The organism is Pseudomonas sp. St386 (assembly GCF_018325865.1).
In the GTDB taxonomy this organism is placed as follows: Bacteria; Pseudomonadota; Gammaproteobacteria; order Pseudomonadales; family Pseudomonadaceae; genus Aquipseudomonas; species Aquipseudomonas brassicacearum.
Genome location: NZ_AP021900.1, coordinates 3,958,274 through 3,973,620, shown reverse-complemented (window position 1 = coordinate 3,973,620; position 15,347 = coordinate 3,958,274). Strand labels below are relative to the sequence as shown.

General features: G+C 64.2%; 14 protein-coding genes. 5 read left to right on the top strand and 9 right to left on the bottom strand.

What is annotated here, in order from left to right:
• Window positions 1-3 precede the first annotated feature (3 nt).
• On the bottom strand, window positions 4-1,869 hold the full coding sequence (locus KI235_RS17415) for a sigma-54-dependent Fis family transcriptional regulator (RefSeq protein ID WP_212795190.1): 1,866 nt from the start codon (window positions 1,867-1,869) through the stop codon (window positions 4-6).
• 342 nt (window positions 1,870-2,211) lie between these two features.
• Here KI235_RS17415 and KI235_RS17410 point away from each other — a divergent pair, with 342 nt between their 5' ends.
• The 5 genes from KI235_RS17410 to KI235_RS17390 all read left to right on the top strand — a co-directional run bounded on the left by KI235_RS17410 (window position 2,212) and on the right by KI235_RS17390 (window position 7,579).
• The gene (locus KI235_RS17410) at window positions 2,212-3,285 is read left to right on the top strand and encodes an NAD(+)/NADH kinase (RefSeq protein WP_003202578.1); all 1,074 of its coding nucleotides are present in this window, start codon (window positions 2,212-2,214) and stop codon (window positions 3,283-3,285) included.
• A 2-nt stretch (window positions 3,286-3,287) separates the two neighbouring features.
• Entirely contained in the window at window positions 3,288-4,265 is a 978-nt protein-coding gene (locus tag KI235_RS17405; RefSeq protein ID WP_003202577.1) for a thiamine pyrophosphate-dependent dehydrogenase E1 component subunit alpha, read from the top strand.
• Window positions 4,266-4,301: 36 nt separating this feature from the next.
• Window positions 4,302-5,318 (top strand): alpha-ketoacid dehydrogenase subunit beta, encoded by a 1,017-nt coding sequence (locus tag KI235_RS17400; protein WP_003202574.1) that lies wholly within the window; start codon window positions 4,302-4,304, stop codon window positions 5,316-5,318.
• Complete coding sequence (locus tag KI235_RS17395) at window positions 5,318-6,430, top strand: acetoin dehydrogenase dihydrolipoyllysine-residue acetyltransferase subunit (RefSeq protein ID WP_013693529.1); 1,113 nt, start codon at window positions 5,318-5,320, stop codon at window positions 6,428-6,430. Before KI235_RS17400 ends, KI235_RS17395 begins: the two co-directional genes overlap by 1 nt.
• Before the next feature lie 84 nt (window positions 6,431-6,514).
• Window positions 6,515-7,579, top strand: a complete 1,065-nt coding sequence (locus KI235_RS17390; RefSeq protein WP_230152698.1) for a 2,3-butanediol dehydrogenase — start codon at window positions 6,515-6,517, stop codon at window positions 7,577-7,579.
• 70 nt (window positions 7,580-7,649) lie between these two features.
• Here KI235_RS17390 and KI235_RS17385 read toward each other — a convergent pair whose 3' ends face one another.
• The 8 genes from KI235_RS17385 to KI235_RS17350 form a co-directional block, all read right to left on the bottom strand.
• A complete protein-coding gene (locus KI235_RS17385) occupies window positions 7,650-8,204 on the bottom strand; it encodes a DinB family protein (protein ID WP_212795189.1) in 555 nt (184 codons plus the stop codon).
• Between the two features lie 219 nt (window positions 8,205-8,423).
• A complete protein-coding gene (locus tag KI235_RS17380) occupies window positions 8,424-9,341 on the bottom strand; it encodes a dihydrodipicolinate synthase family protein (protein ID WP_003202565.1) in 918 nt (305 codons plus the stop codon).
• A gap of 176 nt (window positions 9,342-9,517) precedes the next feature.
• Window positions 9,518-10,546 (bottom strand): proline racemase family protein, encoded by a 1,029-nt coding sequence (locus KI235_RS17375; RefSeq protein WP_027911915.1) that lies wholly within the window; start codon window positions 10,544-10,546, stop codon window positions 9,518-9,520.
• Between the two features lie 119 nt (window positions 10,547-10,665).
• Window positions 10,666-11,388, bottom strand: a complete 723-nt coding sequence (locus KI235_RS17370; protein ID WP_003202562.1) for an amino acid ABC transporter ATP-binding protein — start codon at window positions 11,386-11,388, stop codon at window positions 10,666-10,668.
• A complete protein-coding gene (locus KI235_RS17365; RefSeq protein WP_003202560.1) occupies window positions 11,381-12,031 on the bottom strand; it encodes an amino acid ABC transporter permease in 651 nt (216 codons plus the stop codon). Before KI235_RS17365 ends, KI235_RS17370 begins: the two co-directional genes overlap by 8 nt.
• Window positions 12,032-12,043: 12 nt before the next feature.
• Window positions 12,044-12,709 (bottom strand): amino acid ABC transporter permease, encoded by a 666-nt coding sequence (locus tag KI235_RS17360; RefSeq protein ID WP_013693525.1) that lies wholly within the window; start codon window positions 12,707-12,709, stop codon window positions 12,044-12,046.
• Window positions 12,702-14,480 (bottom strand): aconitase family protein, encoded by a 1,779-nt coding sequence (locus KI235_RS17355; RefSeq protein WP_003202557.1) that lies wholly within the window; start codon window positions 14,478-14,480, stop codon window positions 12,702-12,704. Before KI235_RS17355 ends, KI235_RS17360 begins: the two co-directional genes overlap by 8 nt.
• 10 nt (window positions 14,481-14,490) lie before the next feature.
• On the bottom strand, window positions 14,491-15,309 hold the full coding sequence (locus KI235_RS17350) for a transporter substrate-binding domain-containing protein (RefSeq protein WP_013693523.1): 819 nt from the start codon (window positions 15,307-15,309) through the stop codon (window positions 14,491-14,493).
• Between the last annotated feature and the right edge of the window lie 38 nt (window positions 15,310-15,347).

Sequence of the window (15,347 nt, the reverse complement as noted above, 5' to 3'; positions counted from 1 at the left end):
CCCTCAGGCCGGGCTGCGGCCTGGCATTTCGATGCCATGCAGGTTTACCCGTCGATACAGGGTCGCCCGGGAAATGCCCAGGGCCCGGGCGGCGGCGGTGGGTTTCCAGCGGTGGCGCACCAAGGCATCGAGCAGTGCCTGGCGTTCCGGGCTGGCGCTCGGTTCCGGTCCGTGGTCGGTGACGTCCACGCGGTGCATTGACTCGGGCAGGTGGCTGAGCTGGACCACGCTGGCTTCGCACACCGCGCACGCATAACGCAGCACATGGCGCAGCTGGCGCACATTGCCCGGCCAGTGATAGCCGAGCAGGCATTCCAGGGCCGCGCTGCTCAATTGCACTGTTGCCCCGCACAGCGTCGACTCCTCGGCAAGAATTCGATTGATCAACGCCAGCCGATCGCTGCGTTCGCGCAACGGGGGCAGTTGGAAGCGCGCGCCACCCAGGCGGAAATACAAATCCTCGCGAAACTCGCCGGCGGCCACCAGGGTCTCCAGGTCGCGGTGGGTGGCGCAGATCACCTGGATGTCCACGGCCTTGCGACGGGACGCGCCCAGCGGCGCCACTTCACCCTCGGCCAATACGCGTAGCAGGCGGGTCTGCAAGGCCAGCGGCATGTCGCCGATTTCATCCAGGAACAAGGTGCCGCCATCGGCCTGTTGCAACAGGCCCTGCATGCCCTTGGCCGAGGCGCCGGTGAAGGCGCCGGCGACGTAGCCGAACAGTTCGCTCTCGATCAGGCTTTCCGGAATAGCGGCGCAATTCAACGCCACGAAAGGGCGATCACGGCGCTGGCTGGCCTGGTGCAACTGACGGGCGAACACTTCCTTGCCGGAACCGGTTTCGCCCTGGATCAGCACCGGCAGGTTGCGATCTTTCACCCGCACCGCCAGGCGCAGGCTGTCGGCCAGGCGTGGATCGATCTCCAACGGGGTCATCGCCACCCGCGAACGTGAACTGGCCCGCTGGCGCGGCGCGCTCAAGCGCCCGTGCATGGCGTGGTCGAGCGAGCAGAGGCTTTCGTCCCGGGCACGGTGCAGCAACTGCTGGTCGAACACCTGGCCGATGTGTTGCGGCAACTGCCCGTAATGTTGCAGCAGGTACTGGCGGGCGGCCGGGTTCAAGGCTTGCAGGCAACCGTCGTCGTCCCAGGCGAACAGGAAGTCCGGCTGGCTGTCGACGTAGCCGGCGTTGCGATGGGCCCGCAGCACCCAGTAACCCTGGGCGCTGCTCATGAAAAACGCCTGTTCGATCTCCCGGGCGCTCTGCACCACCATTTGCCGGATCAGGTGCTGCGAGCGCCGATCATCCGGCGAGCGCACCGCCGAGACGTCCAGCACCCCGAGCAATTCGCCCAGGGGATCGAAGACCGGCGCGGCGGAGCAGGTCAGGCCAATGAACGCCGCCCGGAAATGGTCGCGCTTGTGCACCGTCACCGGGGCCTTGGCCGTGAGCACCGCCGCCACGCCGCAGGTGCCTTCCTCGCCCTCCGACCAACAGGTGCCCAGGTACAGCCCGGCCTTGCGGCAGTCATTGCGAATCGTGGTTTCCACCCGATAGTCGATGGTCTGGCCCTGGGCATCGGTCAGTAGCACGCAGTAGTCGGCATCGCGGACCCGGCCATGGAGGCGAGCCACTTCTTCGCTGGCGATATTGAGGAACAGCTCGGAGCGTTCACGGCATTGCTTGAGCACGTCCTGGGACAGGATGCGCGGGCCCTGCAGCGAACCGGGGTCCAGGTGATGTTGCTCCATGGACCGGCGCCAGGAGTCGAGGATCAGGTCCGGGACGGGCAGTTGTGGCAATTGGTTCGCGTTTTTCACCACGCGGCTGACGCAATCCACGTGCGCCCGGGAGTGAGCGGAAAGCATAGAGGCCTCCGATTCAGCTTCTTATCGTTGTGCGCACATTAAGCGCCGTTCGCCGGGTGCAGACAAGCTCGACGGGTTCTTCGGGCGGTGTGAGACGCCACGTCTCAGAGTCTCGCCGAAACCTCGTGCAGGCTGACATGGGGCGTCTCACCGGGGCTCGGTTCGCTTCATCGAAAATCCCATGGGGGCCGCTCTGGCCCGGGCTTTTAGCAGGTTTTTTTTACAACTGGCACCGCCCTTGCTCTACCTCTGGGGCCCGCTCGACGGGTCATCCAATAATAACAACGAGGTGTCTATGGTTTCCTGCCCAGGCCGTGTGCCTGCCCCCTCCACGGTGGTGTCATGAGTCGCCGGCCATTGACCGTGGGCATCATCGCCAACCCTGCATCGGGCCGTGACGTGCGGCGCCTGACCGCCAATGCCGGGTTGTTTTCCAGCACTGACAAGGTCTCGGTGATCCAGCGCCTGCTAGCCGCTTTCGGTGCCACCGGCATCGAACAGGTGTTGATGCCCACCGACATGATTGGCATGGCCGCCGCCGTGCTGAAGAACAGCCACAGCCGCCAGGCCCGCAGCAGCCACTGGCCGGCCCTGGAGTTTCTCGACCTGACCCTGCGCCAGACCGTCGAAGACACCCGCCGGGCCGCACGCCTGATGGCCGAGCGCGAGGTGGCGCTGATCGCCGTGCTTGGCGGCGACGGCACCCACAAGGCGGTGGCCGCCGAAGTGGGGGACATCCCGTTGCTGACCCTGTCCACCGGCACCAACAACGCCTTTCCCGAACTGCGCGAGGCCACCAGTGCCGGCTTGGCCGGAGGGTTGTACGCCAGTGGCCGAATCCCGGATTCGATCGGCTTGCGCCGCAACAAGCGCTTGTTGGTCTGTGATGCCGGACGTGGCTTGCGCGAAGTCGCCCTGGTGGACGTCGCCGTGTCGCCGCTGCGGTTTGTCGGCGCCCGGGCGATCAGTCGCGCACAGGACCTGGCCGAAGTCTTCGTGACTTTCGCCGAACCGCAATCCATTGGCCTGTCGGCGCTGTGCGGCTTGTGGTTTCCGGTGTCACGCCAGGCACCGGGTGGTGCCTGGATGCGCCTGGACCCGCAATCCCCCGAAGCGCTGCTGGTGCCGCTTGCGCCAGGGCTGCTGCAAGGCTGTGGCGTGCTCGCTGCCGGGCCCCTGGAACCTGGAATCGCCCACGGCCTGTCGCTCTCCAGCGGCACCCTGGCCCTGGATGGCGAACGGGAAATCGAATTCAACGCGCGGGACCGGCCCACGGTCACCCTCGATGCAGGCGGCCCGCTGAGCATCGACGTCAATGCGGTGCTGGCCTACGCCGCGCAACACCGTTTGCTGGCCATCGGCCGCGAACACCCGCAACACCCTCTGAATCTTCAAGAAGACACCCCAGGAGAATAAAAATGTCGACACCGCTCACCCACGATCAACTGCTGCACGCCTACCAGGTGATGCGCACCATCCGCGCCTTCGAAGAGCGCCTGCACGTGGAGTTCGCTACTGGCGAGATTCCCGGTTTCGTCCACCTGTATGCCGGCGAAGAAGCCTCGGCCGCCGGTGTCATGGCCCACCTGGGCGATGACGATTGCATCGCGTCCAACCACCGTGGTCACGGCCATTGCATCGCCAAGGGCGTGGACGTCTACGGGATGATGGCCGAGATCTATGGCAAGAAAACCGGCGTCTGCCAAGGCAAGGGCGGTTCGATGCACATCGCCGATTTCGAGAAGGGCATGCTCGGTGCCAATGGCATTGTCGGTGCCGGCGCGCCGCTGGTGGTGGGCGCCGCACTGGCGGCCCGGCTCAAGGGCACCGACAGCGTTGCCGTGGTGTTTTTCGGCGACGGCGGCTCCAACGAGGGCGCGGTGTTCGAAGCCATGAACATGGCCTCGGTGTGGAACCTGCCGTGCCTGTTCATCGCCGAAAACAATGGCTACGCCGAAGCCACCGCCTCCAATTGGTCGGTGGCCTGCGATCACATCGCCGACCGTGCGGCCGGGTTCGGCATGCCCGGGGTGACGGTGGATGGCTTTGACTTCTTTGCCGTGCATGAGGCCGCCGGGGCCGCCGTCGAACGCGCCCGTGCCGGGGAAGGGCCGTCGCTGATCGAGGTCAAGCTGACGCGCTACTACGGTCACTTCGAGGGCGACGCCCAGACCTATCGGGCGCCCGACGAGGTCAAGCATTTTCGCGAGAACCAGGACTGCCTGATGCAGTTCCGCGAGCGCACCACCCGAGCCGGCTTGCTCACCGTCGAGCAGTTGGACCAGATCGACAAGGAAGTGGACATGCTGATTGAAAACGCCGTGAACAAGGCCAAATCCGATCCCAAGCCGACCGCGGCGGACCTGCTGACCGACGTCTACGTCAGCTATCCCTGAACGCCCCCCTGAATAACAACAATAGAGAATCCCATCATGGCGAGAAAAATCAGCTATCAGCAGGCAATCAACGAGGCCCTGGCCCAGGAAATGCGCCGCGACCCCAGCGTCTTCATCATGGGTGAGGACGTGGCCGGTGGTGCTGGCGCACCCGGTGAAAACGACGCCTGGGGCGGTGTGCTCGGCGTTACCAAGGGGCTTTACGCCCAGTTCCCCGGACGCGTGCTGGACACGCCGCTGTCGGAAATCGGTTACGTCGGCGCGGCGGTCGGGGCCGCCACCTGCGGCGTGCGCCCGGTGTGCGAACTGATGTTCGTCGACTTTGCCGGGTGCTGCCTGGACCAGATCCTCAACCAGGCGGCGAAGTTTCGCTACATGTTCGGCGGCAAGGCCTCCACGCCCCTGGTGATCCGCACCATGGTCGGCGCCGGCCTGCGCGCCGCCGCCCAGCATTCGCAGATGCTCACGTCGTTGTGGACGCACATTCCGGGACTCAAAGTAGTGTGCCCGTCATCGCCTTACGACGCCAAGGGCCTGCTGATCCAGGCGATCCGCGACAACGACCCGGTGATCTTCTGCGAGCACAAGTTGCTCTACAGCATGCAGGGCGAGGTGCCGGAAGAGCTCTACACCATTCCCTTTGGCGAGGCCAACTTCCTGCGCGACGGCAAGGACGTGACCCTCGTGTCCTACGGGCGCACCGTCAACACCGCGATGGACGCGGCGCGTAGCCTGGCCGGGCGTGGCATCGACTGCGAAGTCATCGACCTGCGCACCACCAGCCCATTGGACGAGGACAGCATCCTGGAAAGTGTCGAGAAGACCGGGCGCCTGGTGGTGATCGATGAGGCCAACCCACGCTGTTCCATGGCCACCGATATTTCGGCGCTGGTGGCGCAAAAAGCCTTTGGCGCGCTCAAGGCGCCGATTGAAATGGTCACCGCGCCGCACACCCCGGTGCCGTTCTCCGATTCGCTGGAAGACCTGTACATCCCTGACGCGGCGAAGATCGAACAAGCCGTGCTCAACGTGATCGAGTGGAGCAAGCGCTGATGAGCCAGATTCATACCCTGACCATGCCCAAGTGGGGCCTGTCGATGACCGAGGGCCGGGTCGATGCCTGGCTCAAGGAGGAGGGCCAGGCCATCACCAAGGGCGATGAAGTGATGGACGTGGAGACCGACAAGATCTCCAGCAGCGTCGAGGCACCGTTTTCCGGAATCCTGCGCCGCCAGATCGCCCGCCAGGACGAAACCCTGGCGGTCGGCGCCTTGCTAGGCATCGTGGTCGACGGCGATGCCAGCGAGGCCGAGATCGATGCGGTCATCGAGCAGTTCCAATCGACCTTTGTGCCCGGCGATGCGGCCGACGAAGACAGTGGACCGAAACCGCAGAAAGTCGAGTTGGACGGCCGGGTGATCCGCTATTTCGAGCGGGGCGAGGGCGGTACGCCGTTGTTGCTGGTGCATGGTTTCGGCGGCGACCTGAACAACTGGCTGTTCAACCACGAGGCGTTGGCGGCCGGGCGTCGGGTCATTGCGCTGGACCTGCCGGGCCACGGCGAATCTTCGAAAACCCTGCAACGCGGCGATCTGGACGAATTGAGCGGCGTGGTGCTGGCCTTGCTCGATCACCTGGACATCAACGCCGCGCATCTGGTGGGGCATTCCATGGGTGGGGCGGTGTCGCTTAACGCCGCACGCCTGATGCCCCAGCGAGTCCGGTCGCTGACCTTGATCGGCAGCGCCGGGCTGGGCGCGGAGATCAACGGCAGCTACCTGCAAGGTTTTGTCGAAGCGGCCAACCGCAACGCCCTCAAGCCGCAACTGGTGCAACTGTTTTCCAATGCCGAACTGGTCAACCGCCAGATGCTCGACGACATGCTCAAGTACAAGCGCCTGGAGGGCGTGGACGCGGCGCTGCAGCAACTGTCAGCGACGCTGTTCGCCGACGGCCGCCAACAGATGGACTTGCGCGAAGTGGTGCAGGCCGGCGACGTACCGAGCCTGGTGATCTGGGGCAGCGATGACGCAATTATCCCGGCGGCCCATAGCGACGGGCTGAGAGCCCAGGTGGAGGTGCTGTCCGGCCAGGGCCACATGGTGCAAATGGAAGCGGCCGAGCAGGTCAACCGGCTGATCCTCGGGTTCATCGAGCAGCACTGATCAAGCGGGCGGCGACATGCGTCGTCGTCCCTACAAAATTCTGGAGGCAACGTCATGAACGTTTCAATCAAGCCGACCCGCAGCATGCGCGCCGCCGTCTGGCATGGCCGCAACGACATCCGCGTCGAAGACGTGCCACTGCCGGTTTCGCCGCCCGCCGGTTGGGTGCAGATCCGCGTGCAATGGTGCGGCATTTGCGGCTCCGACCTGCATGAGTACGTGGCCGGGCCGGTGTTCATCCCGGTGGACGCGCCACACCCGCTGACCGGGATCAAGGGCCAGTGCATCCTCGGCCATGAGTTCTGCGGCGAGATCGTCGAACTGGGTGCCGGCGTCGAAGGCTTCAGTGTCGGTGAACCGGTGGCGGCGGACGCCTGTCAGCACTGCGGCACCTGCTATTACTGCACCCACGGGCTCTACAACATTTGCGAGAACCTGGCCTTCACCGGGCTGATGAACAACGGTGCGTTCGCCGAACTGGTCAACGTACCGGCCAACCTGCTCTATAAACTGCCCGCCGATTTCCCGGCCGAGGCCGGTGCGTTGATCGAGCCGTTGGCGGTGGGCATGCATGCGGTGAAAAAGGCCGGCAGCCTGCTGGGCCAGAACGTGGTGGTGGTCGGCGCCGGCACCATCGGCCTGTGCACCATCATGTGCGCCAAGGCCGCCGGCGCGGCTCAGGTGATCGCCCTGGAAATGTCCGGTGCGCGCAAGGCCAAGGCCCTGGAAGTAGGGGCCAGCCATGTGATCGATCCGAACGAATGCGACGCCCTGGCCGAAGTCCGCCGCCTGACCGGTGGCCTGGGGGCCGATGTCAGTTTCGAATGCATCGGTAACAAGCACACCGCGAAACTGGCCATCGACCTGATCCGCAAGGCCGGCAAGTGTGTGTTGGTGGGCATTTTCGAGGAGCCGAGCGAGTTCAACTTCTTTGAACTGGTCTCCACCGAGAAGCAAGTGCTTGGCGCGCTGGCCTACAACGGTGAATTCGCCGATGTGATTGCCTTCATTGCCGATGGGCGCTTGGACATTTCGCCGCTGGTCACGGGTCGCATCCAGCTGGAGCAGATTGTCGGCCAGGGCTTCGAGGAGTTGGTCAATAACAAGGAGCACAACGTGAAAATCATCGTGTCTCCCGCACGGATCTGAGAGCGCCTGACGTGGGCGATTTGGCGATGGCCGGCAGCGGCCATCGCATTTTTTCGGCCCGGGGCGACGTTCAGTCCGGCCGATAGTCTTGCCAGACGGTCGTTTCGTTGAATTGCAGTTGCTGCTCTTCGTCTTGCCGAAACGTACGGTCGCAATCGAGGAAGAATTCATCGAGCTGCGGTGGCTTGATGCCGGTGCCACTGAGCATAGAATGCACCTGGCCGCGGTGATGGATCTGATGTTCGAACAGGTGCAACAGCAGCCGGTCGATGCGCTCGCGCTCCACACCGTCGACACGTACCAGCTCCACGCAGCGGGCGAGGTCTTTCTCCCGCAGGGTTTCGCAGAACGCCACCAGCCGCTGGTCGGTCTGGGTTTGGCTTTGCTTCAGTTGGGCAAAGGCCAGGGTCTCGGAAAAGTCCTTTATCTGCCCATCGCGGTCGCCTTCCAGGGCAGTGAGGTAATAGCGGTCCACTTCCAGGATGTGGCAAAGCGTGGCTTGTATGGACGGGAAGAACCCCGTGCGCGGCGCTTCGTATTCAGCCTCGCTCAACTGCGCGCAGGCGTCGAGTAGCCTGTGGTTGGCCCATCGGTTGTTCAGGGCCTGGGCCAGGAAATAATTCATGGGAAGCCTCGTCAAGACTTTGTGGGAGCGAGCTTGCTCGCGATTTAGTCGGCACATCCAGCATAGCCGGCTCAGGCAGACCGCTATCGCGAGCAAGCTCGCTCCCACAAGGGATTTTGTATGGGCTGCAAATCCTCCTTGCACCTTGGTCCCTGTGGAAGCGAGCTTGCTCGCGATAGCGGCGGCACAATCACCGCCGGTTAGCGTCATGCCTTGTGGTCAAAGCCCCACATCCGGCAACACCGGCCGATTCGCCAGGGCCTTGGCCATGATCTGCTCCACATACACCCGGTCCGCTTCCGGCAGGGCCAGGCGCGGTGGGCGGGTGAGGGCGCTGCCGCGGCCGGCGATGGCTTCGCACAGCTTGATGCATTGCACCAGGTCGGCGCGGGCGTCCAGGTGCAGGATCGGCATCAGCCATTCGTAGATCGGCATCGCTTCGGCGAAGCGCCCGGCGCGGGCCAGGCGGAAAATGGTCTCGCCTTCCTGCGGGAACACGTTGGACATGCCCGAGACCCAACCTTCGGCCCCCACAGCGAGGCTTTCCAGCACCACGTCATCAAGGCCTGCGAACAACACAAAACGGTCGCCGACTTCGTTGCGCACGTCGATAAAGCGCCGGGTGTCACCGGAGGAATCCTTGAAACACACCACGTTGTCGCAATCGGCCAGGGAAATCAGGATGTCCGGTGTCACGTCATTCTTGTAGATTGGCGGGTTGTTGTAGACCATCAGCGGCACGTCGGCATGCCGGGCCACGTAGCGGAAATGCTCGGCGGTCTCGAACGGCTTGGAGCCATAGACCAGCGCCGGCATCAGCATCACCCCGTCGACGCCAACCTTGCGCACCGCGTTGGCAACCTTGGCGGCTTGCACGCTGGTGAATTCGGCCACGCCGCAGATCACCGGCACGCGGCCACGGGAGGCGTCTACCGCGACTTCGGTCACGGCGATTTTTTCCTCGGCGCTCAAGGACGTGTTTTCCCCCACCGACCCGCAGACCACCAGGCCGGAAACACCGTCACGAATGACGTTGGAAATCACTTGGTGGGTTTTTTCCAGGTTGATGGAAAAGTCGTCGTTGAATTGGGTGGTGACGGCAGGGAAGACGCCGCTCCAGTTGATGCGTTTGCTCATGGGTTGTCTCCGGTTATGGTATTTCGTATACGCAGGTAAAAGTGAATTCACAACAAATCCCCTGTGGGAGCAAAGCTTGCTCGCGATGCAGGCGCCTCGGTTTCACGGAAGACCGCGTCAACTTCATCGCGGGCAAGCCTTGCTCCCACAGGGGGGGCGAAGCCAGTTCAAAAAAGTCATGCACCCGGCCAGGTATCCGAAAGCCGGTAGCCCTCGGGCCACGGATCGGCCGGGTCGAGCAACAGCTGATGCGTCCCGGTGATCCACGCCCGTCCGGCGATGCACGGATAAATCGCCGGGCGTCCGGCCACGTCGGTCAGTGAGTCGATGCGGCAGAGGAATTCGGAGCCGATGATCGAGCGGCCGATAAAACGCTCGCCGACCTGCATCAAGCCCTTGGCGTGCAGCACCGCCATGCGTGCCGAGCAGCCGGTGCCGGTGGGCGAGCGGTCGATCTTGCCGGGCTGGATCACCACGGCATTGGCGCCGGTGGCGATGCCGTTTTCCTGGACGATGGGCGCGGCGATCTGGCAGAACGAGATGTGCGACCAGTCGGGGTTCAACGGATGCACGAAGCCCAGTTGTTCGTTGGCGGCGCGGGTGATCTTCAAACCCACGGCCACCAGTTCGGCAGCTTCGTCAGGGCGGATGGCAAAGCCCAGGCGCTGGGCGTCGACGATGACAAAGCTGTCGCCGCCATACGCCGTGTCCACCTGCAACGAGCCCAGGCCCTCGACTTCGATCCAGGCATCGAGGCGGTCGGCGAAGGAGGGCACGTTCTTGATCTCGACCCGTTGCACCTTGCCGTCGCGGCAGTCGGCCACCGCTTCGATCAGGCCACCCGGCGCTTCGAGCACCAGGCGGGTCTGGGGCTCGGTCATTGGCAGGATGCCGCTGTCCAGCAGCACGGTGGCGACGCACAGCGAGTTGGAGCCGGACATCGGCGGGGTGTCGGCCGGTTCCATGATGATCCAGGCCATTTGCGCCCGTGGGTCCTTGGCTGGCACCAGCAGGTTGACGTGGCGGAACACACCGCCGCGGGGCTCGTTGAGGACAAAGTTGCGAAGGGTCTGGTCCTGGGCGATCCAGCGTGACTGTTCCCACACCGTGGCACCGGGTGGAGGGGCGACGCCGCCGACGATCACATCGCCGACTTCGCCTTCGGCGTGGCAGCTGACGACATGGATGATTTTTGATGAGCGCATGAGTCAAATCCTTGTGTGTCTGGTCGGGCCTCATCGCGGGCAAGCCTTGCTCCCACAAAGGGTTTTGTGGTGCACACGAAACAGTGTGGGAGCGAGCTTGCTCGCGAAGGGGCCATCGGCTATTTCACCGACTTGAGAAAAGCCGCCGTCTCCGGCTGCACCGGATTGCCAATCACCTGGTCCGGCGGCCCGATTTCATGGACCCGGCCATTGCAAAAGAACGCCACGCGGTCGGACACGTCCCGGGCGAAGCGGATCTCGTGGGTCACCAGCACCATGGTCATGCCGTCTTCGGCGAGCATGCGCATGGTGTCCAGCACTTCGCCCACCAGTTGCGGGTCCAGGGCCGAGGTGGCTTCGTCGAAGAGCATGTAGTCCGGCGACATCGCCAGCGCCCGGGCGATGGCCATGCGCTGCTGCTGGCCGCCGGAAAGCTTGCCGGGGAAGGCCTTGAGCTTGTCCCCCAGGCCCACATGTTCAAGCTGTTGCACCGCCAGTGCTTCGGCGTCCTGCCTGCTTTTGCCCAACACCTTGCGCGGCGCGAGCATCACGTTTTCCAGCACTGTCAGGTGGGGGAAGGCGTTCCATTGCTGGAACACGATGCCGATCTTCTGCCGCAGGCGATTGAGGTCGGTGGTCCGGTCATGGACCTCGATGCCGTCCACGCGGATGCTGCCTTTCTGGATCGGTTCCAGGCCGTTGATGCACATCAGCAAGGTCGACTTGCCGGAGCCGGAACCGCCGATGATCGACACCACTTCGCCCTTGTCCACGGTCAGGCTCACACCCTTGACCACTTCCAGGTCACCGAAGGATTTGTGTACGTTTTCGATCTCAATCATTTTCCTGCCACCTTCTTTCCAGGCGTGCGCCGAGGCGGGCGACCACCAGGCTCATGACGTAGTAAATGAGGCCCGCGATGCACAGCACCAGCAGGGGTTCCTGAATGCGCGTGACGATGGTTTGCGATGCCCGCAGCAATTCGACGATGCCGATCCACATCACCAGGGCGGTGTCTTTCATCACGCCCAGCACCAGGTTCAGCCAGCCGGGAAAGGCCACCCGGGTGGCAATCGGCAGGACGATGAACCGCAGGTCCTGCACATAGCTCAGGCCCAGTGACCGACTGGCCCGGCGGGTGCTCAACGGCACCGCCAGCACGCCACCGCGGACGATTTCGGTGAAGTAAGCCGCGGCATAGACCCCGAGGACGATGCAACCGACGGCGAAGGCGCTGAGGTTCAGGCCGGCGATGCTCTTGAGCGAGTTGAACAGCACGAACTGGATCAGCAGCGGCACGCTGCGGAACACGTCCAGCAACCAGGCCAACGGCAGGCTGGCCCGTGGCAACAACGCCCGCAGCAGACCGAACAGCAACCCGGCCAGGGTGCCCAAAAGGATCGACCAGACGGTCAGTTGCAGCGTGACCCAGGCCCCCTCGAGCAAATACAGCAGGTCGTTGACGCTGAGGCTTGTAGAAAACATGACCCACGCTCCTCAATAACGAAACAACCGCCAGGACAACAGCCGGGCCAGCCCGACGATCAGCTTGGCGATCAGGTAATACAGCACCGCCGCGAGGGCGAAGTATTCGAAGGTGCGGAAGGTCTTGACGTTGTATTCCTGGGTGACACCGGTGAGGTCGTTGTTCAGGCCGACCACCACCCCCAGGGACGTCATCAGCACCGCCCAGACCATCTGGTTGGTCAACGGGTAGAACACAATGCGCAACAGTTGCGGGACGATGATCATTCGGTACGCCTGGAAGGCGCTCATCCCCAAGGAGCGGGCGGCGCGCATTTGCGTACTGGGCACGGCCTTGAGGCCGCCGCGAAAGTTTTCCGCCAGGTAGCCGGCGTTGTTGAAGGTGATCCCGGCCAGCAAGGCCAGCCAGGAACTGACGTGCAGTCCGAGGGAGCCGAGGCCGAAGTAGAGGATGTAGATCTGGAACAGCGAGGGCGTGTTGCGGGCGATGGACACCCAGCCATTGCCCACGCCCCGCAGCAAGCGATTCGGGGCCTGGCGCATCACCGTCAGCACCAGGGCGATCAGCACACCGAAAATCATCGACAGCGCGGCGGTCTCGAACGTCACCCAGGCCCCGGCGAGCATGTCGGGCAGGGCGCGCAAGGCCGGGCGCCATTGGAAGCTGTAGTCAAACATGAGTCGGGCTCCCCGTGCGGGCGGTGGGTTGCAGCCATGCCGGCGGCTGGCCGCGGGTCGAGGCGGTGCAGGCGGCCTCGACGCATTCGGCGAGGGCGGCAAAGTGCACCCCACGCCCGACCAGGCCGGGTGCGTAGTGGGCGTATTTACCGGAGTTGGTCATCAGCGTGGTGGCGTGGGGCGGAATCACCGGTTCGCCCAACATGCACCAGCAGGTGTCGGTCACCAGCACCGCGCCGAAGGTCTCGATGGCGGCCAGGTACCCGGCTTTGCGGGCCTGCTCCAGCACTGTCCGGCCGCAGGTGATCGCCAGCACCACATACGGATGCTTGACCCGGCCCGTGCACAAGGTCGCGAGGGCAGCGAATTCGCTGAGGGAGAAATGCGGGTTACCCAGGGACACCACGTCCACCCAGTTGTCCCGGGCGCTGTTGAGCTCGCGCCAACTGGCAAGCAGGCCGGCGGCATCGACGCTTTCCTGCGGCAAGGTGACGTCGTTCTCCAGGACATCGGCAGGGTCGAGGGCTTCCGGCGTTACCCCGGCGATGTGGAACAACGGCGCGGCGCTGGTGGTGGCGAACGCGGCGCCGAAGGCCTTGAGGTCGTCCAGGGTGGGGGCGGCGTGTTCCAGCCCACGTATCAGCGGGATGCGCCGGCCCGCCAGGCTGCCGATGTGATAGCCCAGCAGCGGGTAGAAACTGTCGTCCACGTGGCCCAGCGCCGGTACGTCGACGATCAGTTGGGCCTTGCGCCGGTCGTCGAGGTGGCAGCCGGTCAACGGTGCCCGCCCGCACAGGGCGATGCAGATATCGAGGAAGTCCGGGTACTTCTGCGTGCGCGCCCCCAGCACGCTGTTGGCGTAGACCACCGCGTTGGATTCGGCCCAGACGATTTGTTCGCCGGCCTTTGGCGCGGTGTCCAGCAGGTAGGGGGCGCAGGTGAAACTCAGTTGCGCGCCCATCGCCATGTAGGCATCGCCCAAGGCACTGGCCGGTTCGCCCAGGGCCGGATCGACGCCCAGTTCCCGCCAGCGTCGCTGGTCCACGGAAATGGAATTGAGGGTGGTGGGGACGCGAACCTTCGCCCCCCACTGCACCAGTTGTTCGGCAAAGCGCAGGCTGGCCGGGCCGGTGTAGATGCAGCCGTCGATATGGGCCTGGGTCACGTCCAGCAGTTGCGTGGCGCCCTGGATCTGCGCCATGCGCAGCACGATTTGCATCGCCACTTGGGCAGCCTTGCCGTGAGCGCCGTCGAGCAACGCCCGGTCCTGTTCGCTCAATTCCAGGGTTGAGGATGTGGGCGGCTGCGGCGCTGGGTCAGAACCTTGCCAGCCGTCGTTTGGCGGCCGGCCAGACAGTGTCAGGATGTCGCCTTCCAGGCGCACGAAACCCTGGCCGCGCAGTCCATTGAAGGCCTCATGCCCCACGCACACCACCGGCAGCGAGCGTTGGAAAATCACCTGCGCCACCAGCACGCCCAGGGTCAGGATTTCATCGGCTTCGGCGAGCACCAGGGCCGCGGGCGCGTGGCCGTTGCTGATCAGCTCCATCAAGACGCTGCTGCCGGTGCAGGAACCGCGTCCGCTGGGGATCGCCAGCACGCGCCCGGCCAGGCGCTGGCCACTCAAGGGATGGTGGCGGTCGATGACCTCGCCGCTGGCTGGATCGACCCCGCCCCAGAAACTCAGCCCCACGTCGGCGAACAGCAGGGCGCCCTGGGCGGCACCCTCCACCAGGCTGCGGCCTTTCACACGGACAGGCGTGCTTGGCATGCGCCGATCCTCAGTAATAGACCTGGGGAACGGTCAGGTTGGCCGGCGGAATGTCAGTGCCGACCCATTTGACGAACAGTTCCTTGTAGCGACCCGTGCGCACCTGCTGGTTGACGAACAGGTTGAGGTAGTTGAGCAGGCCGTATTCGCTGCGCTTGGCGCCGAGGGACACGTAGTCGATGACGTAGGGCGCGTCACCGGCAATCTTCAGGCCCTTGTACTTGCCCGACTTGATGGTCGCGGCGGCCACGGTGTTGGTCACCACGGTGGCGTCGATGTGCCCCTGGGCGACTGCCAGCAAGGTGTCGTTCTGCGACTGGTAGGCGCGGAAGCTGCCGCTGCCCCAACTTTTCTGGTCCTTCTCCAGGGCGATGGCTTCGTAGGTGCTGCTGGTGTTGCCCAGGGCCTTGCCCTTGAGGTCGGCGTAGCTGGTGATGCCGGTGTTGTCGCGGGTCAGCACGACCATCTGGAAGGCGAAGTAGGGCACGGTCAGGCCCACGGTCTTGGCCCGCTCCAAGGTGTCGGAGGTGGAGGCGACGATGACATCGGCGCGGCCCGACAGCAGCGCGGGGATTCGGTCGGAGAATGGGGTTTCCACCACTTCGGCATCTACACCGAGAACCTTCGCCAGATCGTTGCAATAGTCCACGTCGAATCCCGCCGGCTTGTTGCTTTCATCGCGAAAGCCCATGGGTGGGAAGTCCAGGGTCACGGCGCAACGCAGCTTGCCGGAGCCGATGATGTCATCGAGCTTGTCGGCGTGGGCGGGGGCGATGAAAAGCGGGGTGAGGACAACGCTGAGGGCTACGGCCAATGCAGGGTTTTTCATAAATGCCTCGCTGTCGAATAAATGCGGTGAGATATCGT

Excerpts from the sequence above, each read along its gene's own strand:
- KI235_RS17415 (WP_212795190.1), bottom strand. The coding sequence starts at position 1,869 with ATGCTTTCCGCTCACTCCCGGGCGCACGTGGATTGCGTCAGCCGCGTG.
- KI235_RS17410 (WP_003202578.1), top strand. The coding sequence starts at position 2,212 with ATGAGTCGCCGGCCATTGACCGTGGGCATCATCGCCAACCCTGCATCG.
- KI235_RS17405 (WP_003202577.1), top strand. The coding sequence starts at position 3,288 with ATGTCGACACCGCTCACCCACGATCAACTGCTGCACGCCTACCAGGTG.
- KI235_RS17400 (WP_003202574.1), top strand. The coding sequence starts at position 4,302 with ATGGCGAGAAAAATCAGCTATCAGCAGGCAATCAACGAGGCCCTGGCC.
- KI235_RS17395 (WP_013693529.1), top strand. The coding sequence starts at position 5,318 with ATGAGCCAGATTCATACCCTGACCATGCCCAAGTGGGGCCTGTCGATG.
- KI235_RS17390 (WP_230152698.1), top strand. The coding sequence starts at position 6,515 with ATGCGCGCCGCCGTCTGGCATGGCCGCAACGACATCCGCGTCGAAGAC.
- KI235_RS17385 (WP_212795189.1), bottom strand. The coding sequence starts at position 8,204 with ATGAATTATTTCCTGGCCCAGGCCCTGAACAACCGATGGGCCAACCAC.
- KI235_RS17380 (WP_003202565.1), bottom strand. The coding sequence starts at position 9,341 with ATGAGCAAACGCATCAACTGGAGCGGCGTCTTCCCTGCCGTCACCACC.
- KI235_RS17375 (WP_027911915.1), bottom strand. The coding sequence starts at position 10,546 with ATGCGCTCATCAAAAATCATCCATGTCGTCAGCTGCCACGCCGAAGGC.
- KI235_RS17370 (WP_003202562.1), bottom strand. The coding sequence starts at position 11,388 with ATGATTGAGATCGAAAACGTACACAAATCCTTCGGTGACCTGGAAGTG.
- KI235_RS17365 (WP_003202560.1), bottom strand. The coding sequence starts at position 12,031 with ATGTTTTCTACAAGCCTCAGCGTCAACGACCTGCTGTATTTGCTCGAG.
- KI235_RS17360 (WP_013693525.1), bottom strand. The coding sequence starts at position 12,709 with ATGTTTGACTACAGCTTCCAATGGCGCCCGGCCTTGCGCGCCCTGCCC.
- KI235_RS17355 (WP_003202557.1), bottom strand. The coding sequence starts at position 14,480 with ATGCCAAGCACGCCTGTCCGTGTGAAAGGCCGCAGCCTGGTGGAGGGT.
- KI235_RS17350 (WP_013693523.1), bottom strand. The coding sequence starts at position 15,309 with ATGAAAAACCCTGCATTGGCCGTAGCCCTCAGCGTTGTCCTCACCCCG.